16 protein-coding genes are annotated in these 21628 nt (G+C 67.8%); 8 read left to right on the forward strand and 8 right to left on the reverse strand.

The window, feature by feature from the left end:
* The first annotated feature begins 38 nt into the window (after positions 1–38).
* Genes RHCRD62_RS12785 through RHCRD62_RS12805 form a run of 5 tightly spaced genes read left to right on the forward strand, consistent with a single transcriptional unit; the run spans position 39 to position 5385 of the window.
* Positions 39–1805 carry a pyruvate dehydrogenase gene (locus tag RHCRD62_RS12785; RefSeq protein WP_050065047.1) on the forward strand — a complete coding sequence of 589 codons (1767 nt, stop codon included), beginning with the start codon at positions 39–41 and terminating at the stop codon, positions 1803–1805.
* 60 nt (positions 1806–1865) lie between these two features.
* Positions 1866–3206 carry a threonine ammonia-lyase IlvA gene (ilvA, locus tag RHCRD62_RS12790; RefSeq protein WP_050065048.1) on the forward strand — a complete coding sequence of 447 codons (1341 nt, stop codon included), beginning with the start codon at positions 1866–1868 and terminating at the stop codon, positions 3204–3206.
* 9 nt (positions 3207–3215) lie between these two features.
* Positions 3216–3527, forward strand: coding sequence for a DUF6191 domain-containing protein (locus RHCRD62_RS12795; RefSeq protein WP_050065049.1), 312 nt, complete (start codon positions 3216–3218; stop codon positions 3525–3527).
* A 56-nt stretch (positions 3528–3583) separates the two neighbouring features.
* A complete protein-coding gene (locus RHCRD62_RS12800) occupies positions 3584–3931 on the forward strand; it encodes a TfoX/Sxy family protein (RefSeq protein WP_050065050.1) in 348 nt (115 codons plus the stop codon).
* Positions 3928–5385 (forward strand): NAD-dependent succinate-semialdehyde dehydrogenase, encoded by a 1458-nt coding sequence (locus RHCRD62_RS12805; protein WP_050065051.1) that lies wholly within the window; start codon positions 3928–3930, stop codon positions 5383–5385. Before RHCRD62_RS12800 ends, RHCRD62_RS12805 begins: the two co-directional genes overlap by 4 nt.
* Positions 5386–5434: 49 nt before the next feature.
* Here RHCRD62_RS12805 and RHCRD62_RS12810 read toward each other — a convergent pair whose 3' ends face one another.
* From RHCRD62_RS12810 to treZ, 4 genes are all read right to left on the reverse strand, one after another.
* On the reverse strand, positions 5435–6526 hold the full coding sequence (locus RHCRD62_RS12810; RefSeq protein WP_050065052.1) for a chymotrypsin family serine protease: 1092 nt from the start codon (positions 6524–6526) through the stop codon (positions 5435–5437).
* Positions 6527–6811: 285 nt separating this feature from the next.
* A complete protein-coding gene (locus RHCRD62_RS26185) occupies positions 6812–7906 on the reverse strand; it encodes a hypothetical protein (protein WP_050065053.1) in 1095 nt (364 codons plus the stop codon).
* Between the two features lie 306 nt (positions 7907–8212).
* The gene (locus RHCRD62_RS12820; protein WP_253277314.1) at positions 8213–8533 is read right to left on the reverse strand and encodes a DUF6389 family protein; all 321 of its coding nucleotides are present in this window, start codon (positions 8531–8533) and stop codon (positions 8213–8215) included.
* A gap of 281 nt (positions 8534–8814) precedes the next feature.
* Positions 8815–10557, reverse strand: coding sequence for a malto-oligosyltrehalose trehalohydrolase (gene treZ / locus RHCRD62_RS12825; RefSeq protein WP_050065054.1), 1743 nt, complete (start codon positions 10555–10557; stop codon positions 8815–8817).
* Between the two features lie 739 nt (positions 10558–11296).
* On the opposite strand from treZ, the gene RHCRD62_RS12835 reads away from it, so the two are divergent.
* Positions 11297–11734 carry a hypothetical protein gene (locus RHCRD62_RS12835; RefSeq protein ID WP_050065056.1) on the forward strand — a complete coding sequence of 146 codons (438 nt, stop codon included), beginning with the start codon at positions 11297–11299 and terminating at the stop codon, positions 11732–11734.
* 9 nt (positions 11735–11743) lie between these two features.
* On the opposite strand, the gene RHCRD62_RS12840 is transcribed toward RHCRD62_RS12835, so the two are convergent.
* The 3 genes from RHCRD62_RS12840 to glgX all read right to left on the reverse strand — a co-directional run bounded on the left by RHCRD62_RS12840 (position 11744) and on the right by glgX (position 17110).
* Complete coding sequence (locus tag RHCRD62_RS12840) at positions 11744–12553, reverse strand: mycofactocin-coupled SDR family oxidoreductase (RefSeq protein ID WP_050065057.1); 810 nt, start codon at positions 12551–12553, stop codon at positions 11744–11746.
* A gap of 128 nt (positions 12554–12681) precedes the next feature.
* Positions 12682–15000, reverse strand: a complete 2319-nt coding sequence (treY, locus tag RHCRD62_RS12845) for a malto-oligosyltrehalose synthase (RefSeq protein WP_050065058.1) — start codon at positions 14998–15000, stop codon at positions 12682–12684.
* A gap of 1 nt (position 15001) precedes the next feature.
* Entirely contained in the window at positions 15002–17110 is a 2109-nt protein-coding gene (gene glgX, locus RHCRD62_RS12850) for a glycogen debranching protein GlgX (protein ID WP_050065059.1), read from the reverse strand.
* Between the two features lie 118 nt (positions 17111–17228).
* Between glgX and RHCRD62_RS12855 the strand changes: the two genes are divergently transcribed.
* Complete coding sequence (locus RHCRD62_RS12855) at positions 17229–18143, forward strand: ABC transporter substrate-binding protein (RefSeq protein ID WP_084734233.1); 915 nt, start codon at positions 17229–17231, stop codon at positions 18141–18143.
* Positions 18144–18174: 31 nt separating this feature from the next.
* On the opposite strand, the gene RHCRD62_RS12860 is transcribed toward RHCRD62_RS12855, so the two are convergent.
* On the reverse strand, positions 18175–20208 hold the full coding sequence (locus tag RHCRD62_RS12860; RefSeq protein ID WP_050065061.1) for an acyltransferase family protein: 2034 nt from the start codon (positions 20206–20208) through the stop codon (positions 18175–18177).
* 95 nt (positions 20209–20303) lie between these two features.
* Here RHCRD62_RS12860 and RHCRD62_RS12865 point away from each other — a divergent pair, with 95 nt between their 5' ends.
* The gene (locus RHCRD62_RS12865; protein ID WP_050065062.1) at positions 20304–21590 is read left to right on the forward strand and encodes an adenosylmethionine--8-amino-7-oxononanoate transaminase; all 1287 of its coding nucleotides are present in this window, start codon (positions 20304–20306) and stop codon (positions 21588–21590) included.
* The last annotated feature ends 38 nt before the right edge of the window (positions 21591–21628 follow it).

A 21628-nucleotide genomic window follows, 5' to 3' on the forward strand; every position in this document is an offset into this window, starting at 1 on the left:
AGTTCCAGCACGCAGTAGCCCTCGCCCGGGAGGTTGTCGTGGCGCCCACCACCGTCGCGGATCAGCTCGTCACCCAACTCGTCGACGCGGGTGTTCGCCGCATCTACGGCATCGTCGGGGACAGCCTCAACCCGATCGTCGACGCCGTCCGCCGATCCGGGGGTGCCGCGCAGGGCGGCATCGACTGGATTCATGTCCGGCACGAGGAGGCCGCCGCGTTCGCGGCCTCGGCCGAGGCTCAGGTCACCGGCGAACTCGCGGTGTGTGCGGGTTCGTGTGGGCCCGGCAACCTGCATCTGATCAACGGTCTGTACGACGCGAATCGATCGGGTGCGCCGGTCCTGGCGATCGCATCGCACATCCCGAGCGTGCAGATCGGATCGGGGTACTTCCAGGAGACGCACCCGGATCGGATCTTCGTCGAGTGCTCGGTGTACTCGGAACTCGTCGCCGCGGCTGCGCAGTCGCCGCGGGTCGTGCACAGCGCGATCCAGCATGCGATCGCCGGACCCGGCGTCGCGGTCGTCACCCTGCCCGGTGACGTCGCCGATCTCCCGGCAGAGGGCATCATCGCGACGCTGGTCCGTACCCGGCCGCCCGCGGTGGTCCCCGCCACCGAGGATGTCGCGGCGCTCGCGAACGCGATCAACTCGGCGCAGCGGGTGGCGATCTTCGCCGGGTACGGCGTGCGGGGAGCCCGCCGCGAACTGCTCGAACTGGCCGAGCAGATCGGCGCGCCGATCGGTCACTCCCTGCGCGGCAAGGAGTGGATCCAGTACGACAACCCGTTCGACGTCGGGATGACGGGGCTGCTGGGATACGGCGCCGCCCACGACGGGATGCACGATGCCGATCTGCTGTTGCTCGTCGGCACCGATTTTCCCTACGACCAGTTCCTTCCCGACGACGTTCCGACGGCGCAGATCGACGTGGACGCGTCCCGACTCGGTCGCCGCACCGCACTCGATCTCGCGGTGCACGGCGACACCCTGAGCACGCTGCGTGCACTCGCCCCGCTCGTCGAGCGCAAGACGGATCGCAGTTTCCTCGAGTCCCAGCTGACACGGCATCGAACGTTGATGGACAAGGTCGTCGGCGCGTACACCAGCGACGTCAAACAGCGCACACCCATCCACCCCGAGTACGCGGCGTCGATTCTCGACGACCTGGCCGCCGAGGATGCCGTGTTCACCGCCGACACCGGCATGTGCAATGTGTGGACCGCGCGCTATCTGAATCCGAACGGGTCACGCCGATTCCTGTCGTCGGCGCTGCACGGGTCGATGGCGAACGCGCTCCCGCACGCGATCGGCGCTCAGGTCGCGTTCCCCGACCGGCAGGTGATCTCGGTGTCGGGTGACGGCGGTCTGTCGATGCTCCTCGGTGAGCTCGTCACCCTCGCCGCGACGCGACTGCCGGTCAAGGTGGTGGTGTTCAACAACTCCACGCTCGGCATGGTCAAGCTCGAGATGCTCGTCGACGGGCTTCCCGACTTCGGAGTGGACGTGCCGAGCGTCGACTATTCGGCGGTCGCGGCTGCACTCGGACTGTATGCGCGCCGCGTCGAGGACCCCGCCGACATCGAGCCGGGTTTGCAGGCCGTCCTCGGCCATCCCGGGCCTGCCCTCCTCGACGTGGTGACGGACCCGATGGCACTGTCATTGCCGCCGACGATCACTGCGGGGCAGGTGAAGGGTTTCGCGTTGGCGATGTCGAAGATGGTGATGGGTGGCGGTGCAGGCGAGGCAGTGAAGATGGCGAAGTCCAATCTGCGCAACATCCCGCGGCCCTCCCAGTTCGGGTGAGTGTTCACCTACCGACCGCCCGAGTAATCGTGACGCGCCTCGAAGTGGCAGCATGGACGGGTGTCGAACACCAGGGAACTTGCTGACGTGAAGGCCGCGCCGCTCGATGCGCGCGAGATCGATGCCGCCGCGAAGCGAATTTCCGAGGTCGTCGACGCGACCCCGCTGCAGTTCTGCCCGCGCCTGTCCGCCGCGACCGGCGCCAGGGTGTTCCTCAAGCGCGAGGACCTGCAGATCGTCCGGTCGTTCAAGATCCGCGGTGCCTACAACTTGATCGTCCAGCTCAGCGAGGACGAGCGCGCAGCCGGTGTGGTGTGTGCCAGCGCAGGCAATCACGCGCAGGGTGTGGCGTTCGCCTGCCGCAGCATGGGGATCCGGGGCCGGATCTACGTTCCCGCGAACACCCCGCGGCAGAAGCGGGATCGCATCCTCGCGCACGGCGACGGGTTCGTCGAACTCATCGCGACGGGGCAGACGTACGACGCGGCTGCAGAGGCCGCCGCGGACGATGCTCGCCGCACCGGCGCGACGATGGTGCCGCCGTTCGACGATCCGCGGACAGCAGCAGGTCAGGGCACGATCGCCGCGGAGATCCTCGATCAGCTCGGTGAGGAGCCGGGCACGGTGATCGTGCCCGTCGGCGGTGGCGGACTCATCGCGGGCATCGCGACGTACCTGCAGGAGCGGTCGCCGCGGACGGCGATCGTCGGTGTGGAACCGAGCGGTGCCGCGTCGATGACGGCGGCGCTCGTCGCGGGTGCGCCGGTGACGCTTCCGGAGATCGATCCGTTCGTCGACGGCACCGCGGTGCGTCGCATCGGTGACCTGCCGTTCGAGGTGATGTCCGCGCTCGGCGGCGAGGTCGTCACGCACAGTTCGCTGCCGCTGGTCGCCTCGCAGAACGCGGGCACCGGCAACTTCACGATGATGCACGCCGACGAGGGCGCCGTGTGCACGGCGCTGCTCGGGCTCTACCAGAACGAGGGGATCATCGCGGAGCCGTCGGGTGCGCTCTCGGTGGCGGCGCTCGACGACCTCGACATCGAGCCGGGATCGACGGTGGTGTGCCTGATCTCCGGCGGCAACAACGACGTCTCCCGCTATGGGGAGATCGTGGAGCGCTCGCTGGTCCATCTGGGCCTCAAGCACTATTTCCTGGTCGACTTCCCGCAGGAGCCGGGCGCGCTGCGGCGGTTCCTCGACGAGGTGCTCGGACCGGAGGACGACATCACCCTGTTCGAGTACGTGAAGCGGAACAACCGGGAGACGGGGGCGGCGCTCGTCGGCGTCGAACTCGGCTCGGCGGACGGCATCACGTCGCTGCTGGAGCGGATGGCGTCATCGCCGATGAAGGTCGAGCAACTGGAGCCGGGTTCGCCGGCGTATCGATACCTGACGTAGGGGCAGGCCGTGGGCGCACTGTGGGCGATGACGCTGCCAGGACTGGTGGTCCTGCTGGTGGTGTGTGCGTTCGCGGAGACTCTGTGGAACCGCCTGACCGGGGGTCGCATGCTGCCGTGGACGCGGCGGCGCGGCGGTCGCACGGTGGCGGCCACCGGGTTCGAGGAGGTCGCCGCGGTGTTCCAGGGCGGCAAGCATCACGAGTTCGAGCAGCGGCAGACGACCCTGATGCACCGTGACGACACCGGCGACTCTCGGCGCCGGGTCGACGTCGACATCACGGCCAACCGCGTGATGCTGCGACGCGACGGGTCCGGCTGACCTGGGCACCGTCTTCGGACTGGACAGGGAACCGCGTCGGCAGCAGGATCGTCGGCATGGGTTACGACGTCGATCTGGCGGACAGGTTGCGTGCCCAGCTGAGCCGCAGCGGTGAACCGTTCATCGAGCGGGCCATGTTCGGCGGCCTCGGCTTCATGCTCGGCGGCCACATGGCCGTTGCGGCGAGCGGCGCGGGCGGGCTGCTGTTGAGGTGCGCCCCCGACGACACCGAGGCTCGCACCGAAGCGTCCGGCGTGGAGCGGTTCGAGATGCGTGGTCGCCCCATGAACGGATGGTTGCACGTATCCCGCGAAGTGGTCGCGGACGACGAGGCGCTCGCGCGCTGGGTCGCGGTCGGCACGTCGTATGCCGCCGGACTACCGCCCAAGACTGGAGAAGCATGAACGACTTCGACGAACTCCTCGCCGCGGTACCCACCGGACTGTGGATCGGCGGCAGGCAGTCCGACGCCGCCGGAGGCGGTGTGTTCGACGTTCACAACCCCGCCACCGGTGAGGTGCTCGCGTCGGTCGCCGACGCGACCGAGGCCGATGCGCTGCGCGCGCTCGACTCGGCATGTCGGGTGCAGGGGGAGTGGGCGGCGACCGCGCCGCGCGTGCGCGCCGAGATCCTGCGCGCCGCATGGCAACTCGTCACCGACAGGGCCGAGGACTTCGCGCTGCTGATGACCCTGGAGATGGGCAAGGCGCTCGCGGAGAGTCGCGGTGAGGTGACATACGGGTCGGAGTTCCTACGCTGGTTCAGCGAGGAGGCGCCCCGCATCCAGGGCCGTTACACCACCGCCCCGTCGGGAAACGGCCGCATCCTCGTCACGAAGGCGCCGGTCGGACCGTGCTTGGCGATCACACCGTGGAACTTCCCGCTCGCAATGGGGACCCGCAAGATCGGTCCTGCGCTCGCGGCTGGGTGCACCATGATCGTCAAGCCCGCCGAGGCCACCCCGCTGACGATGCTGCTGCTGGCTCAGGTGTTCGCCGACGCCGGGCTGCCGGAGGGTGTGCTCTCCGTGCTCACCACCTCCGACGCGGCCGGGGTGAGCGGCCCGCTGATGGCGGACCCGAGGCTGCGCAAGGTGACGTTCACCGGATCCACCAGGGTCGGAAAGGTTCTCATCGAACAGTCCGCGCAGCAGGTGCTGCGGACGTCGATGGAACTCGGCGGCAACGCACCGTTCGTGGTGTTCGACGATGCCGACCTCGACGCTGCAGTGGACGGGGCGATGGCCGCGAAGATGCGCAACGGCGGTGAGGCGTGTACGGCCGCCAACCGGCTGATCGTCGCGAACTCGGTGCGCGAGGAGTTCACGGCCAAGCTCACCGAACGGATCGCTGCGATGGTCGTCGGACCGGGCTGGGAGGACGGCACCCAGATCGGTCCGCTCATCACCGAGAAGCAGCGCGACAGCGTCGCCGAGCTGGTCGACGACGCGGTCGCCGCCGGTGCCAGGGTCCGCACCGGAGGCGGACCGGTCGACGGCCCGGGCTGGTTCTACCAGCCGACCGTCCTCGACAACGTTCCGACGGATTCGCGGATCGTGGCGGAGGAGATCTTCGGCCCCGTCGCCGCGATCACCGGCTTCGACACCGAGGACGAGGCCATCGACGCGGCCAACGCCACCGAATACGGTTTGGCTGCATACATTTACACGCAATCGCTTGATCGCTCGCTGCGCGTCGCCGACGCACTCGAGTCGGGCCTGGTCGGCATCAACCGCGGTGTGATCTCCGACCCGGCAGCGCCGTTCGGCGGCGTCAAGCAGTCCGGGCTGGGCCGCGAGGGCGGCACAGAGGGGATCGAGGAGTATCTGGAGACGAAGTACGTGGCCCTGCCGTCATGACAGGCCCAGTCGGGCGGCAGGGGCGAATTCCCCTGCCGCCCGGTCAGGTTCAGTTGTTGATCGGGGTGAAACCGCTGCCGACGATGCCACGCGGATTGAGGTCCGTGAGGATGTTCTTGGCGGAGGTGTTGACCCACGGAATCAGACCGCCAAGATTTGCGGTGACGATTCCGACCCACTTGCCGGTACCCTTCAGCACCACCGGGCCGCCGGAATCGCCCGGGCTGTGTCCCGCTGCGGCGCGGATGATGCCGTTGCTCACGCTGGTGACAATGCCGCTGGAGGGGGTTGTGAGGACGTCGAGGGTGGGTTCTCGATCGGTCCTGGCGCCATATAGTTCGACGTAGTTCGGGAAGCCGGGCAGGGCAGGTGCGCCATTCGCATCGGTGTAGATGGAGTTGACCTTGAAGGGCTTGTTGCCACCGACGGTGCTGATGACATTGTTGTTGTTCTTGTCGATGATCTGACTGGACAGCTGCACCTCGGGCGCGAATTCGATCACCATATAGTCGGTGAGGGATTCGAGGTCGGTCTGGTACGGGTTGTCGGAGCAGACCTCACCGTCGCCGCCCAGTTCGGTGGGGACGTTGCACGTGACGCCGTCGACCCAGCGGATCCATCCGATCGGGGCGGGAGCGGCTGTTCCCGGGTGCTGCTGGGTCCATCTCGTGGCGTTCTTGTCGTAGACCGGGTACTTGGTGAGATCCTGATCGGACACCACGACCCCGCGCGGCGGCCCGGGATGTAGGGGTGCGCCCCACTGGGTCGACCACGCTGTCTGGGCGCAATGCCCGGCCGTGATTCCTACCTTGCGGCCCGCGGCATCGGTCCCGACAGGTCCCAGGGTGCACGACTTCGTGTTCGTGAACTTTCCTTCGGCCTTGGCGGCCAGCATGAAGTCGGTTCTGGCCTGGCCGCTGTACGCCTCGGGACTCTTGAAGTTGGTGAAGTCTCCGGTGAAGTCGATGTACATGCCGGGACGTGCGGTGGGAATCGGATCTGGCTGGTAGGCAGTCCAGTTGTTTCCGGTCACGATGCCGATCAGTGCGGCGTTCGCCGTGGTGGCAGTTGCCGTGGTCATGCCCGCCGCAAGAGCCATGGTTGCGAGCGTTCCGGCCAAGAGCCGGGTGGTGCGCTTCATGCAAGGAGCCCGTCTGTGAGAAGAGAGGAAAGGTCGCACGAGCGTACCGGCGGGTCTTGTTTTTTGGGTTGGGATTCGAAAACTATTGTCTGCCTGACCAATTGATGATCATGCATCGCCCCGGGTGGCTGTTCGTTCGCAGACTGTGTCACAGCAGGGGGCGGCATCCGTTGGCCCGACCCGTGCCCTCGAGGGGTTGACCGTGGACAAGCAGGATTCGGCAGGGTGGAGAGGTGCTTTTCGAGCAGGGCCGCGGACGGATGTGCCGTCCGCGGCCCCGCCGCCTCAGTTGTTGATCGGGGTGAAGCCGCGTCCGATCGTTCCGGGACGGTTCGGATCGTTCAGGTCGTCGAGGATGTTCTTTGCGGAGGTGCTGACCCACGGGACGAGTCTGGAGGCCAGAGTGGGGATGTGAAGCATCGTGGTGATGCCTGCCCACTTGCCTGTGCCCTTGATGACGACAGGACCCCCGGAGTCCCCGTGCCAGAAGCCGGCTGCGGCGCGGAATCGTCCGTTGGTCACGCCCGTGACCATTCCGTTGGACGGGGTGGTCAGTACCGGGGGCGAAGAACTGGGATCGGGCATCCGATCCGTTCGTCCTCCGTAGATCTCGACATAGCTGAACAATCCGGGGACTGCCGGGGCCCCATCCGGGCCGGTGTAGATGGAGTTGACCTTGAAGGGCTTGTTGCCGCCGGCCGTGCTCATGACCGGCTTGCCCTGCTTGTTGAGTACCTGGCTCGACAGTTGTACCTCGGGAGCGAACTCGATCACCATGTAGTCGGTGAGGCTGTCCATGTCGGCTCCGCGCATTTCGAACGGCATCCCCGCGTAGCAGGGGGCCTCTCCGTTTGCCGAGTTGAGATGTGTTTCGCCGTCCTCGCAGACGTCGTCGTCAACCCATCGGATCCATCCGATGGGCTTGGCAGGGGGTTCGTCAGGATGCTGTTCGGCCCATTTCGAGGCGTTCCTGTCGAAAACGGGGTGTTTGTCGCGGTCCTGGTCGGACACTTCGATACCGCGTGTCGGGCCGGGATACCTGAACTGCTGGCCGTTGATCGTACGAGGCCTTTGATTGCAGTGGCCGGCCGTGATGCCGATCTTGCGTCCGGCTGCATCGGTGCCGACAGCCCCCATCGTGCACGACGCACCTTCCAGGTACGTGGTGTCACCATCGGTCAGGTCACCGGAGAAGTCGATGAACATGCCGGGGTACGCGGTGGATGCACCGGGAGTTGGCTGGTAGGCGTCCCATTTGCCGCCGTTGACGATCGCGTTGATGAGCGCGGCGTTGGCTGTCGCCGCGGCGGCCGTCGTCACGCCCGTCGTGAGGGCGAGGGCCGCGAGAGAGCCAGCGAGCAGCCGGGCGGTGCGTTTCATGCGGTATGTCCTGTCGTCGTGGGCAATCCGCACGAGCGTACCGATGGGTTTCGTTCAGGGCGGCGGATTGCAGAAACACTGCTCACCTGGGCAGATTCATGATCAGGCATAGCCCTTGCGGCTGGTTGTTCGCGCATGTCGGTGCTCGGCTCGTGGAGGCGTGGCCAGGCGGATCAGGTCGTCGTCGTGGAGTTGGGCTGCCTCTGAACCGCCAACGGAACTCGACATACAGTTGCGCCGGCTCGCAGTTCGAGGTCGAAGCGGCGGAGGCAGTCCGGTGCCGGCCCTGGCCGACAGTGGTGCTGCTCAGGGCTGGGGGCCAACCGGGTGGGGGTCGAATGCCCCGTCCGGAGCCACGACCTCCCCGTGCAGGTCCACGTCGGTGACTGGGATCATCGGCGCGATCCACTCGGCGACGGTGTAGAGCACGGCTTTCTCCAGGTCGGCGTGTGACCATCCCCGCGGTCGGGGTTGGACGTCCGGTTCCCAGCCGTCCTCGGTCCAGGTCACGCCGAACAGTTCCCGCTCGCAGCCGAACCGCTGGTCCAGCGTGAACGAGTCCGGCCCTTCGTAATTCAGCCAGACGGCGAATGGGCCTTCGTCGTCCTGCTCGACGAAAACGGTGATCGTGACACCCTCCGTGCGCGCCCCGCCGCCTCCGCGAGCGTGGTCAACCGGGCGGCCGCGACCATCGTCGTCGACTCCAGCACTCGTCTCAGTTCGTCGTGGTACTCGGCTGCCTGCACGGTGTCAGGCTATCGGCGGACCATCGCGCCGGTGCCTCTGCCACCTCCAGTGCCAAGTCCACTTCATGGGCGGCTTCGAGGACCCAGCCGTCGTGGAGAAGGTGCTCTGCGAACGCTGCGTACGGCACGGGGACGAATGGTGTCGGGATCAGCGCCATGCTGTCAGGACCGGGCCTCGAGGACGACGAACGAGTGCCCCGGCACAACGGTCGCCGCGCCTGTCGCGTCCTGCGTCACCGGATCCCACCACAGCACCGGACGACCACCGAACGGGACCGTGACCGGATCGGATCCGAGGTTGCACGCAAGTCGAATGTCGCTGCGGTGCAGTGTGATCCACCTGTTGTCTTCGTCGTAGTCGACGGCGACACGGTCGAGCCACGGGTCGGTGAGTTCGGTGCGCTGCGCACGAAGTGCCAGAAGCGCCCGATAGGTGGCCAGTAGTCGCGCGTGATGACCGGACTCGAGTTCCGACCAGTCGAGTTTCGACGCGTCGAAGGCGCGCCGATCCTGTGGATCGGGAATGTCGCGTTCCGGCCAGCCGTGCGCGGCGAACTCGGCGATACGGCCGGATGCAGTGGCCGCGGCGAGTTCCGGTTCGGGATGGGAGGTGAAGAACCGGAACGGGGTGCTCGCGCCCCATTCCTCGCCCATGAACAGCATCGGGGTGAAGGGTGAGCACAGGATCAGCGCGGCCTTCACGGCGAGTTGGCCGGGTGTCAGATATTCGCCGGGGCGGTCGCCGGTCGCGCGGTTGCCGATCTGGTCGTGGGTGCAGGTGTAGGCGAGCAGGGAACTCGCGGGTGTGCGGCGGGTGTCGAGGGGTCGGCCGTGAACACGCCCGCGGAAGCTGGAGTAGGTGCCTGCGTGGAAGAAGCCCTGCCGCATCGTGGTCGCCAGGCACTGCATCGACCCGAAGTCGCCGAAGTAGCCCTGTCGCTCGCCGGACACCGCGGCGTGGACGGCGTGGTGGACGTCGTCGTCCCACTGCGCGTGCAATCCGTATCCGCCCGCCGATCGCGGCGTGACGAGAGTCGGGTCGTTGAGGTCGGACTCGGCGATGAGGGTCAGGGGTCGACGCAGGTGGGTCGACAACGTCTCGACCTCGATCGCGAGTTCCTCGAGAAGATGGGTGGCGGTGTTGTCGACGAGGGCGTGCACGGCGTCGAGGCGCAAACCGTCGATGTGGAAGTCGCGGAGCCAGCGCAGCGCGTTGTCGATGATGTAGCGGCGCACGGGGCCGGAATCGGGGCCGTCGAGATTGAGCGCGGCGCCCCACGTGGTGCCTCCCGGCGACAGATACGGCCCGAAACGGCCGAGGTAATTGCCCGACGGTCCGAGATGGTTGTAGACGACGTCGAGGATCACCCCGATACCGCGCCGATGGCAGGCGTCGACGAATCGCTGCAGGCCGTCCGGTCCGCCGTACGGTTCGTGCACCGTGTACCAGAGAACTCCGTCGTAGCCCCAGTTGTGTTCGCCGTTGAACCCGTTGACCGGCATCAGCTCCACGAAGCCGATTCCGAGTTCGGTCAGATGGTCGAGGCGGTCGACGGCAGCGTCGAAGGTGCCTGCTTCGGTGAAGGTTCCGACGTGCAGTTCGTAGACCGCGCTGCCGGCCAACTGGCGTCCGGTCCATGCCCGATCGGACCACTGCTCGACGTCGACGTCGTGCAGCATCGACGGCTCGTGCACCCCGTCGGGTTGGCGGGGCGAGCGAGGATCGGGCAGGACGGTCGGGTCGTCGTCGAGGACGAAGCCGTAGCGCATGCCCGTGACTGCGCCGACGTCGCTGTGCCACCAGCCGTTGTCGGTGCGGGTCATCGGGTGAAGTGCCCCGTCGAGGTGTAGTCGGACCCGCTCGGCGAACGGAGCCCAGACGTCGAGCTGGCGCGCAGTGCTCATGGATCCAGGATGCCGCACCCGTGCTGACGATGCGTGCGGTGAGGGCGCTGCGGGTGCCCGGGCGGCGGCGGATATTCATACGTTCAGCCGACGGTCCGTCCAGTTCAACGGCATATCCGCTAACACTCGGCAAACTTTGAAACCTGTGACCCGTCCACGATATTTTCGGTGTAGGTTCCAATTCGAATTGAATGCGCAATGATAACAGTCAGGTCACGGGGTCGCGGGGAGCCGGGTGGCCGATGTTGATGCGATATTCAATTACGTGTCAGCTAACCGGGGAGGGTTGTTGAAGATGGCATACGTGAGTTCGTGGCGACGAGATGGATTGGACACTGCGCTCGGTGGCGCATGGCGCGGAGTGACGGATGCGCTCGAGACGTGCGTCATCCCGGGATGCGGTACCCCGGTTGGTGCGGGCGGTGGAGCATGCGACGACTGTCGGGTTGCCTACGTCGGCACATTCGATTCCGTGGAGGCGTCGGTGGAGGGCGCGGACCGCGTCGGGTGCTGGCTGTGTGATGCACCGGTCCTCGGTGCCGGAGCGGCCTGCTCCGACTGTGTTCCTGTTGTGACTCGGCGACGGCAGCCGCTCGACTCGTCGCTGCTCGCATCGGCGGTGTGACCACCGCATAGGTCGACGATTCTCCGGGTCGGAATACGGCTGGCCTACTTGCTCGTAATGTGTCAAGGTAGTCCTGACAAAAACGTCAGGACTACCTTGACATTGGAGGGCATCATGGACAGCCTCGTCGAACGGGCACTCGCCGCGGACATCACCGCGAACGTCGACGCGATCACGGTCGCGGCACTGGGGGAGGTGGGCGCGCAGGCCGACGTCATCGTCGGCCCCGGACCGCTGCCGGGCACCCCCGAATGGGAGCTCGAGGACGGCACCGACATTCCGGCGCAGCGGCAACTGGCCTGGCAGCTCACTTCGCTGCGACTGCAGTTGGCAGTCGGCCTCGACTGCGCGGACACCATCGTCGTGCTTCGTGCGGGCGGGGTGACGTGGGCGCTGATCGCGCAGGCGGCGGGCATCACCCGTCAAGCGGCGCACGAACGCTGGGGCGGACGGGTTCGCGACATCCTCGATCGTTACGGCGACGGCATGCCCGACAGCGTCGCCGACGACGAACCGCCGACCGGCGCGGAGCCGATCGGCGGTTCGGTGTGATCGAGACGGTCAGCGGGCGGCGTTGCCCAGATCGATCGGCATGTTGATGCCCGTGATGTGGTGGGCCTCATCGGAGCAGAGGAACGCGACCACGTTGGCGACGTCCTCCGGCTCGCTGAAGCCGTAGGGCAGCGACGGCATGAACGCCGGTGCGAGGGTGTCGGAGAACTTCTCGAGCAGCGGCAGCATGTCGGACATCACCATTCCGGTGTTCACGCCGAAGGGATGCACGCTGTTGACGCGGATCTTGTGCATGCCGAGCTCGTTCGCCATGGTTCGGGTCAGGCCCGCGATACCGGCCTTGCTCGCGACGTAGTGGCCGACGAAGGGTGCGCCCTTGAGGCTGGAGACGGAGCTGGTGACGACGATCGCCCCGCCCTCGCCCTGCTCGATCAGCTTCGGGATCGACGCCTTGCATGTGTGGAACACGCCCGTGAGATTGACGTCGATGGTTTCCTTCCACTGCTCGAGGGTGATCTCCCACGACAGCGCGGCCGAACAGATGCCTGCGTTCGCGACGACGTAGTCGAGCCGGCCGAACGCCTCGACTCCGGCGTCGAGTGCGGCCGTGACGGCGTCGAAGTCACGGACATCGGCCTTGGTCGCGACGATCTTGCGGCCCTGCTCCTCGACGAGGCGGACGGTCTCGGCGAGATCCTCCTCGGTGGCCCCCTCGTAGGGAGTCGACGCGAACGTCGTGCACGCGTCGAGTGCGATGATGTCCGCGCCCTCCGACGCGAACTTCACGGCCTCGGCCCTGCCCTGCCCCCGCGCGGCGCCCGTGACGAATGCGACCTTGCCGTCGAACCGATTACCCATGTTCCGTAGTCCTCCGCATACCGATTGTCAGTTGTGTTCACGGTCACGGTAGGCGGTGGCGCCCCGTCGTGTGCCGAATTGTCTCGGCCAGTGGTGGGTGCGGGTGCTGTTCATCCGGCAGGCGGAGGTTATTGCCGGACCAGCAGCAGGACGGACCGGCCGACGAACAGGGCGGAGAGTTCGACGGTGCCCTCGAACTCGCGGCCGCTCAGCCGATCGGTCCACCGCCCGGGCGGGAACCGGATGACGGTGCCGTCCCATCGTCGTCCGAATCCGGAGACCGACAGTCGCACCGCCAGCGCGATCACCTCGTCGCCGCGGAGAAAGCCGACCACGTGGTCGGCGGTGGGGCCGTCCGCGAACACGGGGGTGTAGGAACCGCCGACGAAACACCACGGCCGTTCCCGGCGCAGGCAAAGTGCTTCCCGGACCACCAGCATCTTCACCGATTCGTCGACCGCATCGAGCGGGTCGAGCGCCGCGAGCAGGGCCCGACGTACCGCGAAGTCGACGGGCCTTCGGTTGTCCGGGTCGACGAGGGAGTCTTCCCACACTTCGGTGCCCTGGTAGAGGTCGGGTATTCCGGGTGCGACGAGTTGCAGCAGCTTCTGGCCCAGTGCGGCGACCTCACCGTGCGGCGACAGTCTGCGGACGAGGTTCGCCATCGACCTGGACACGGGCCCGCCGACGACGGCGTCGATCCAGCTGTGCACCTTGCCCTCGTACTCCTCGTTCACCGAAACCCAGTCGGTGTGGACGGCCGCCTCCCGTATCGCCTTGGTCGCGTAGTCGTGCAGTCGTGCTCGTAGCAGTGATGTCGGCTCACCGTCGTCGGGCCACACCCCGAACATGTTCTGCCACAGGAATAGTCCCGTTGCGGGGTCCGGGCTCGGCGCCACGGCTTCCCACTCGCGCACCGACTGCGCCCACAGGTCGGCGGCCTGCGACAGGACGCCGATCCGTGCCCGCACGTCCTCGCCGCGTTTTGTGTCGTGGGTCGACAGGGTGGTCATGGAGCGCGGCCAGTTCAGTGCCCGCGCGGCCTGCATCAGGTGGAACTGCGACACCGGTGTCGCGAATCGTCCCGGGTTGCCACCGACCTCCTGAAGTGACGTCAACCGCGCCGTCCGGTAGAAGAGTCGGTCCTCGACGGCCTTGGCGGTGGCCGCCCCGCACACCTGCTGGAGTCGCACGGCGGCTTCGCCTCCGGCGAGAACCGCCCGGGTGACGGCGGACAGCGCGCCCGTCAGGTCGGGACGGGCGTCTGCGGCGCCGCCGACGGCGGCGGCGAGCAGTCCGCGGTTCGGGCCGTAGTCGGTGCGGTAGGTGGGGATTCGGGTCAGAACCTCGATCACCGCCCCGGTCAGGGGGGCGGTGTCGGTGGTGGCGGTGCCCGAGTCCCGGCGGATCGCCTCGACGAGCCGGTCCACCTCGGGTTTGAGTCCACCCCACAGCACTTCGCGCTTGGTGTCCTGCTCCGCGCCGTCGAGGAACTCGGTATCGCCCGCGTTGCCGGTGAACTCGCGGTGCAATGCGCTGAGGGGGCCCTCGCCCGCCGGGTCGAGGAAGACACCGCCGAACTCACTCAGGGCGTCGTAGCCGGTCGTGCCGTCCACCGGTAGTGCGGGATCGAGGGATTCGCCGGGGGTGAGGACCTTCTCGGCGACGAGCCACCGCTCCGGACCGAGGAGGCCGCGGAGCCGAGTGAGGTAGCCGGCCGGGTCCGCGAGCCCATCCGGGTGGTCGACGCGGACACCGTCGACGAGGTCGTCGGCGAACCACGAGGCCGGTTCGCGGTGTGTCGCGTCGAAAACGGACGGATCGTCCTGGCGCAGTGCGGCGAGGGAGTCCACGGTGAAGAACCGGCGATAGCCGACGCGTCCACTGCGCCAGTGGACCAGTTCGTACGCCTGCTCGGCATGCGTGGACGCCGGGTCGCCGTGGTCGGTGCCGGGTGCAATCGGGAAGCGATGTTCGTGGTACGCGAGCGCGGGCTCCCGCCCCGTGCGGTCGACGGTGAGCGCGTCGGCACCGTCGTCGCCGAGGACGGGGACGGCGAATCGTCCCTGCGTCCAGTCGATGTCGAAGAACTCGGCGTACTCGGAACTGCGACCGTTCCGCAGCACGTCCCACCACCACGGGTTCTCCTGCGCCCGGCCCACCCCGACGTGGTTGGGAACGAGGTCGACGACGACCCCCATGTCGCGTCCGCGAAGATCGGCGACGAGTGCCGCGAGCGCCGGCCGTCCACCGAGTGCGTCGGAGATGGTGGTCGGGTCGGTGACGTCGTAGCCGTGGGTCGATCCGTCGACGGCCGTGAGGATGGGTGAGAGGTACAGGTGGGACACGCCGAGTTGCTGAAGGTAGTCGGCGACGTTCCGGGCGTCGTCCAGCGTGAGTGCGTCCGGGCGTAGTTGCAGACGGTACGTCGACGTGATCGGCTGCATGTCAGTCCACCCGCCGCAGGACCGTCAACGACCGCGACTCGGCCTTGAGGTTCGCGCCGCCGTCGACGATCGCGTCGGAGTGACCGGTCGGGGTCGCGGTGTCGAGAACGACCTCCCAGTGCGAGCCTGCCGCGACGTCGGGGACGGTGAACTCGATGCCCTCGTCGTGCGCGTTGAAACACAGGAGGAACGAATCGTCGCGGACCGGTTCTCCCCGGTGGTTCGGCTCCCGGATGGCGTCCCCGTTGAGGAGGGCGGCCAGCGAGCGGGCGAAGCCGCTGCCCCAGTCGCTCTCGGTCATCTCGGTGCCTGCGGGCGTGAGCCACAGGATGTCGCGCGCGGACTCGCCTGCGGTGATCGGCCTGCCCTCGAAGAACCTGCGACGCCGGAAGACGGGATGCGCGGCGCGCAACGCCACCACGCGTCGAGTGAACTCGAGGAGGTCCGAATTCGTCTGCGCCAGAGTCCAGTCCATCCACGACAGGGGGGAGTCCTGGCAGTACACATTGTTGTTGCCGGACTGTGTTCGGCCCATCTCGTCACCGTGCGCGAGCATCGGCGTGCCCTGGCTCAGGAGCAGTGTCGCGAGGATGTTGCGGCGCTGACGGGCGCGCAGCGCGAGGATCTCCGGGTCGTCGGTCGGGCCCTCCACCCCGCAGTTCCACGACCGGTTGTGGCTCTCGCCGTCGCGGTTGTCCTCCCCGTTGGCCATGTTGTGTTTCTCGTTGTAGGACACCAGGTCCGCGAGGGTGAACCCGTCGTGTGCGGTGACGAAGTTGATGCTCGCGCTCGGGCGCCGTCCCGTCGCCTCGTACAGGTCGGACGATCCCGTCAGTCGAGAGGCGAACTCGCCGAGCGTCGCGGGTTCACCGCGCCAGTAGTCGCGAACGGTGTCGCGGTACTTGCCGTTCCACTCCGTCCACAGTCCGGGGAAGTTGCCGACCTGGTAGCCGCCCTCGCCGACGTCCCACGGTTCGGCGATCAGCTTCACCTGGCTGACCACCGGATCCTGCTGCACGAGATCGAAGAACGCGGACAGCCTGTCGACGTCGTGCAGCTCGCGGGCAAGGGTCGATGCGAGGTCGAATCGGAATCCGTCGACGTGCATCTCGAGGACCCAGTATCGCAGCGAGTCCATGATCAGCTGAAGGGTGTGAGGATGCCTGGCGTTGAGGCTGTTTCCGGTACCGGTGTAGTCCGTGTACTCCGCCTTGTCGTCTTCGACGAGGCGGTAGTAGGCGGCGTTGTCGATGCCGCGGAAGCTCAGGGTCGGGCCCTGGCTGCTGCCCTCGGCGGTGTGGTTGTAGACCACGTCGAGGATCACCTCGATGCCCGCCGCGTGGAAGGCCCGCACCATGGCCTTGAACTCGGCGACCGCAGCCGACGCCTTCTCCGCCGACGAGTACATGACGTGCGGGGCGAGGAAGCCGAAGGTGTTGTAGCCCCAGTAGTTTCGCAGCCCCTGGTCGATGAGGATCTGGTCGTGCAGGAACTGGTGGACGGGCATCAGTTCGATGGCGGTCACGCCGAGGGACGTCAGGTGTTCGATGACCGCGGGGTGCGCGAGCCCCGCGTAGGTGCCGCGCAGTTCTTCGGGAACGCCGGGATGTGTTGCCGTCATGCCCTTCACATGGGCCTCGTAGATCACCGTCTCGTGATAGGGACGGCGAGGCGCCCGGTCCGACTGCCAGTCGAAGTACGGGTTGATGACGACCGTCGTCATGGTGTGGCCGAGGGTGTCCTCGCCGAACGTGTGGAGCGAGGGGTCGCCGTCGAACCGGCCGTCGAACGCCTTGCCGTAGGGGTCGAGCAGGAGCTTCGACGCGTCGCAGCGGTGGCCCGCGTCGGGGGCGTACGGTCCGTGGACGCGGTATCCGTACCGCTGGCCCGGCACGACGTTCGGCAGGTACGCGTGCCACACGTAGCCGTCCACCTCGGTGAGCGGAATGCGTTCCTCGCTGCCGTCCCGCGCGAGCAGGCACAGCTCGACCGACTCCGCGACCTCGGAGAACACCGAGAAGTTGGTGCCGGCTCCGTCGTACGTCGCGCCGAGAGGGTAGGCGCTGCCCGGCCACACGGGGCGGGGAGTGGACGGCGGGGCATCGAGCATGGACTCGACCCTAGTGTCCGGGGGGCCCGACCGTCGGACGGGCGAAGAAAGTTAGATTTGGCTACCCTAACTGGGATGGCCTAGCGTGACCGGTATGTCAGGTTCACACAGACGCTCCATGCGAGCGATGATCGGCGCCGCCGTCGCGACATCGGCACTCTTCCTTTCCGCGTGCGGCTCGACCCCGACCGACGAAGGCGCGGCGCCCGACGAGGCCTACACCGTCGAGCACGCGATGGGTTCGGCCACCCTGCCCAGTGTTCCCGAGCGTGTCGTCGTGATCGATTCGCCGCACCTCGACGCCCTCGTGGCACTCGGAATCACTCCCGTCGGTGCCACGGAATCCGGTGCGGGGGAGGGCTTCCCGTCCTACCTCGCGGGCGGGCTCGACGGAACTACGAGCGTCGGAACCACCGCCGAGCCCGACATCGAGGCCATCGCGGGTCTCGCGCCCGACCTCATCATCGGGTCCAAGGTGCGGCACGAGAAGATCTACGACCAGCTCTCGGCGATCGCACCGACCGTCTACTCGGTGAACTCCGGAACCGACTGGCAGGAGCAGGCTCGGGTCACCGCTGCCGCGGTGGACGAGACACCCGAGATGGACGCGCTGCTGACGTCGCTCGCGGATCGGACGGTCCAGGTGGGGCAGGATGTCGGAGCCGAGGGGCGGACGGTGTCGATGGTGCGGTTCCGGCCCACCAATTTCCGTCTGTACGGACCGAGCACCTTCTCGGGTTCGATCCTCACGCAGGCCGGCTTCGACCTGGGCGAGCGTGACTGGAACGAGTACTCCATGCTCGAACTCAGCCCCGAGCACTACGCCCAGATCGACGGTGACGTCGTGTTCTACACCAACCCCGGAGGCGATCCGAGCGCCACCACCATGGGTACGGTGACCGGGATCTGGGGCACCCTCCCCGCGGTGCAAGGAGGCAAGGTCTTCGAGTTCGAGGACGAGACGTGGATGGTCGGGATCGGCGTGGTCGGCGCGAACCTCATCCTCGACCAGATCGGTGCCGCGCTCGGCTGATCCGATCCGGGCGGCACCACCACCCGCCGGGTCACCACCAGCCGACGGCCGCGCCCAGCTGACGGTCCAGTTCCGGCGCGAGAGTCCGCGAGTATGCGGTGGTCAGATGGTCGGTGTCGCGGTACACGAGCAGGTTTCCCTCGATGGCACGACACCGCTCCGGACGGCACACGGCGTCCGACAGGTCGAGTGGATGCACAGTGGGAAGATGCGCCGTCGCGGCGAGGGCCGGATCCACGGGATCGAGGACCGTTGCGCGATCCATGCCGCAGGAATCGGTGTCGCCGCCGTTCGAGAGGCAATCAGCGGCGCGGTAGACGACCCCGTCCTCCCACAGCCACGGGGTGTCCCGCACGACCGCCATCGGGATGCCGTGTTCGGACAGGCGGTCCCAGGCGCGCACGTAGCCGTCGGGTGTCCAGTCACCGCCGACGTGGTCGGGCCGCGGTCGGGTCGACGTGGAGAACACCAGATCGGGTGGGTCCGCCGTGAGCGCGTCGATCACCGCACCGGACCACACCGAACACTCGTCTGCGTCGTCCTCGGGTGCCGCGAGCGTGACCGGGCAACCGACCTTCATGTACGTCACGAGACGCAGGCCGCGGTCGCGGGCGATGGTTTCCAGTGCCGGGAACCAGTGTTCGGAGTGTGAGCCACCGATCACCGCCACGGTCGGCGCGCCTGCGTCGCCGTACTCGCAGCGGACGGCGTCGACGATGCCGCTTCCGGCGAGGCACTCGTCCGCGGTGGTGACCGGCAGGTCGAGGTGGGCTATGAAGCGTGACGGTTGCTCGGGTCGCGCCGGCGCGACGACACCGTCCAGGAGTGCCGCGGCGCCCGGGTACTCCGCGGGGTCGAGTTCGGAGGGCTGGGCGATCTCGTCGGACTTGCCTTCGACGTAGGTGATCCAGCCGCTGGTCGCGGCCAGCACCGCGACGGCGGTCGCTGCGACCGCGGTCACGAGTACGCGGCGGCGGGGTGAGGGCGTGCCTCGCCGGATCGGCGTCTCGACCAGTCGGGTGGTGAGCTGTGCGAGAACCAGCGAGACCGCGACGACGGCGAGGCCATCGACGAGCCCCGCGCGTGGTTGGTCGAGTGCGATCAGCGTGAAGATGAGCACCGGCCAGTGCCACAGGTACAGCGAGTAGGCGATGTCGCCGAGCTGCTGGAGTGGTCTGCTTGCCAGCAGCCGCGTGGCCGGACCGGTCGCGAGGATCACCGCGATCGCACCGCCCACGGGAACCAGCGCCCACGGGCCGGGAAAGTCGTGCCTGCCGTCGAGGAACATGCCCGTGCCGACGATCGCGGCGAGTCCGGTGACGCCGAGCAGCGCACGCACCACCTGGGGCACCTGAATCCACGGCATGGCGCACGCGAGCAGGCCGCCTGCCAGCAACTCCCACAGCCGCGCGCCGGTGTCGTAGTACAGCCAGGACTGCGGGTGGTCGGCGTTCGAGGCGTACCAGATCGAGACGGCTGTCGCGGTGGCGAGGAGCGCGGCCACCGGGCCTCGGACGGCGAACCCTCGGCGGCGGAGCAGCCATGCGAAGCAGAACACCACCACCAGGGCGGACAGGTAGAACTGGGCCTGCACCGAGATGGACCACACGTGTTGGAACGGGCTCACGGACGGGTCGGCGGCCAGATAGTCGCTCGCCGTGTCCGCCAGGTGCCAGTTCTCCTGGAACAACAGCGCGGACCGAGCCTGCTCGGCGAGTGCCGACCACGACGTGGGGGCGATCAGCACCACCGCGGCGATCGTGGTTGCGGCCAGCACGAGGACGAGCGGTGCCAGGAGACGGCGTGCGGTCCGCAGCAGCACCGGCCGTGGATCGAGCGGTGCGGCCGACTCGGCCGTGCGCACCAGTGATCCGACGAAGAAGAACCCGGCCAGGGCGAGGAAGACGTCGACGCCGCCGGACACCTTGCCGAACCAGACGTGGAAGACGACGACCAGCGCGATGGCCAGTCCGCGCAGGCCGTCGAGGTCCGCGCGGTGCCCTGCTCGGTTCGGCGTCGTGTCCGGGAGGAGGGTGACGTCGGTCGTCTTCGTGCGGACGGGCAAGAACTCTCCCTCGGTGGCGTGGCCGGTCGTGCTCGGTGGCTGAGTCCAGGGCGGACCGTGATCGCCGATCCGGCAGGACGCTATCGTCGGGCGACGTGAGCACCGACAGTTATACGCGTGACCGCATCGCCGCCCTCGACGCCGCCCACCTGTGGCACCCGTACGGCGCGTTCCCGGCGAGCACCGAACCCCTCGTGGTCGAGAGTGCGCACGGCACCCGGCTGACACTCGCCGACGGGCGCGAGCTCGTCGACGGGATGAGTTCGTGGTGGGCGGCGGTGCACGGCTACCGGCATCCCGTCCTGGACGCGGCCGCCACCGAGCAGCTCGGGCGGATGAGTCACGTCATGTTCGGTGGCCTCACCCACGAGCCGGCGGCGCGCCTCGCCGAGCTCCTGGTCGCGATCACGCCCGACGGTCTCGACAAGGTGTTCCTCGCCGACTCCGGTTCGGTGTCGGTGGAGGTCGCCATCAAACTGGCGTTGCAGTACCAGCGGGCGGTGGGGCGTCCCGAGCGGCATCGGCTGTTGACGTGGCGCGGTGGCTACCACGGCGACACGTTCGCGCCGATGAGCGTGTGCGACCCCGACGGCGGCATGCACTCGATGTGGACCGATGTGCTGGCGCGGCAGGTGTTCGCGCCCGCTCCGCCGCGCGACTTCGATCCCGCGTACGTCGTGGAGTTCGAGGCCTTCCTCGCCGCACACCGTGACGAGTTGGCCGCGGTGATCGTCGAGCCGGTCGTGCAGGGTGCGGGTGGCATGCGATTCCACGACCCGCGCTACCTTACCGAGTTGCGCCGTATGTGCGACGAACACGGGCTGCTGCTGATCTTCGACGAGATCGCGACCGGTTTCGGACGCACCGGCGAGCTGTTCGCCGCGGACCACGCCGGCGTCTCGCCCGACCTGATGTGCGTCGGCAAGGCGCTGACAGGCGGATACATGACCTTGGCGGCGGTGCTGTGCACGTCGGCGATCGCGGAGGCGATCAGCCGCGGTGAGGGTGGCGGCGTCATGCACGGGCCGACGTTCATGGGTAATCCGCTCGCCTGCGCGGTCGCCGTCGCCGCCGTCGAACTGCTGCTCTCGAGGGACTGGCGTTCCGAGGTCGCGGCGCTCGAATCCGGACTGGACGCCGGTCTGGCCCCGCTCCGGGGGCTGTCCGGCGTCGCGGATGTGCGGGTGCTCGCGGGAATCGGGGTGGTCGAGATGGAGCGACCCGTGGACATGCGCACCGCGACCGCGGCTGCCGTGGACGCCGGAGTGTGGTTGCGGCCGTTCGGGAAGCTGATCTACACGATGCCGCCGTACATCTGCACCTCGGAGGATGTCCGGATGATCACCTCGGGCATCGTCGCTGCGGCGCGCAGTCAGGTCTGACCGGCGGTTCGGTGCAGGTCTTCGGCACACTTGAACGC

It is taken from the genome of Rhodococcus sp. RD6.2, from assembly GCF_001040705.1.
GTDB lineage: Bacteria > Actinomycetota > Actinomycetes > Mycobacteriales > Mycobacteriaceae > Rhodococcus_G.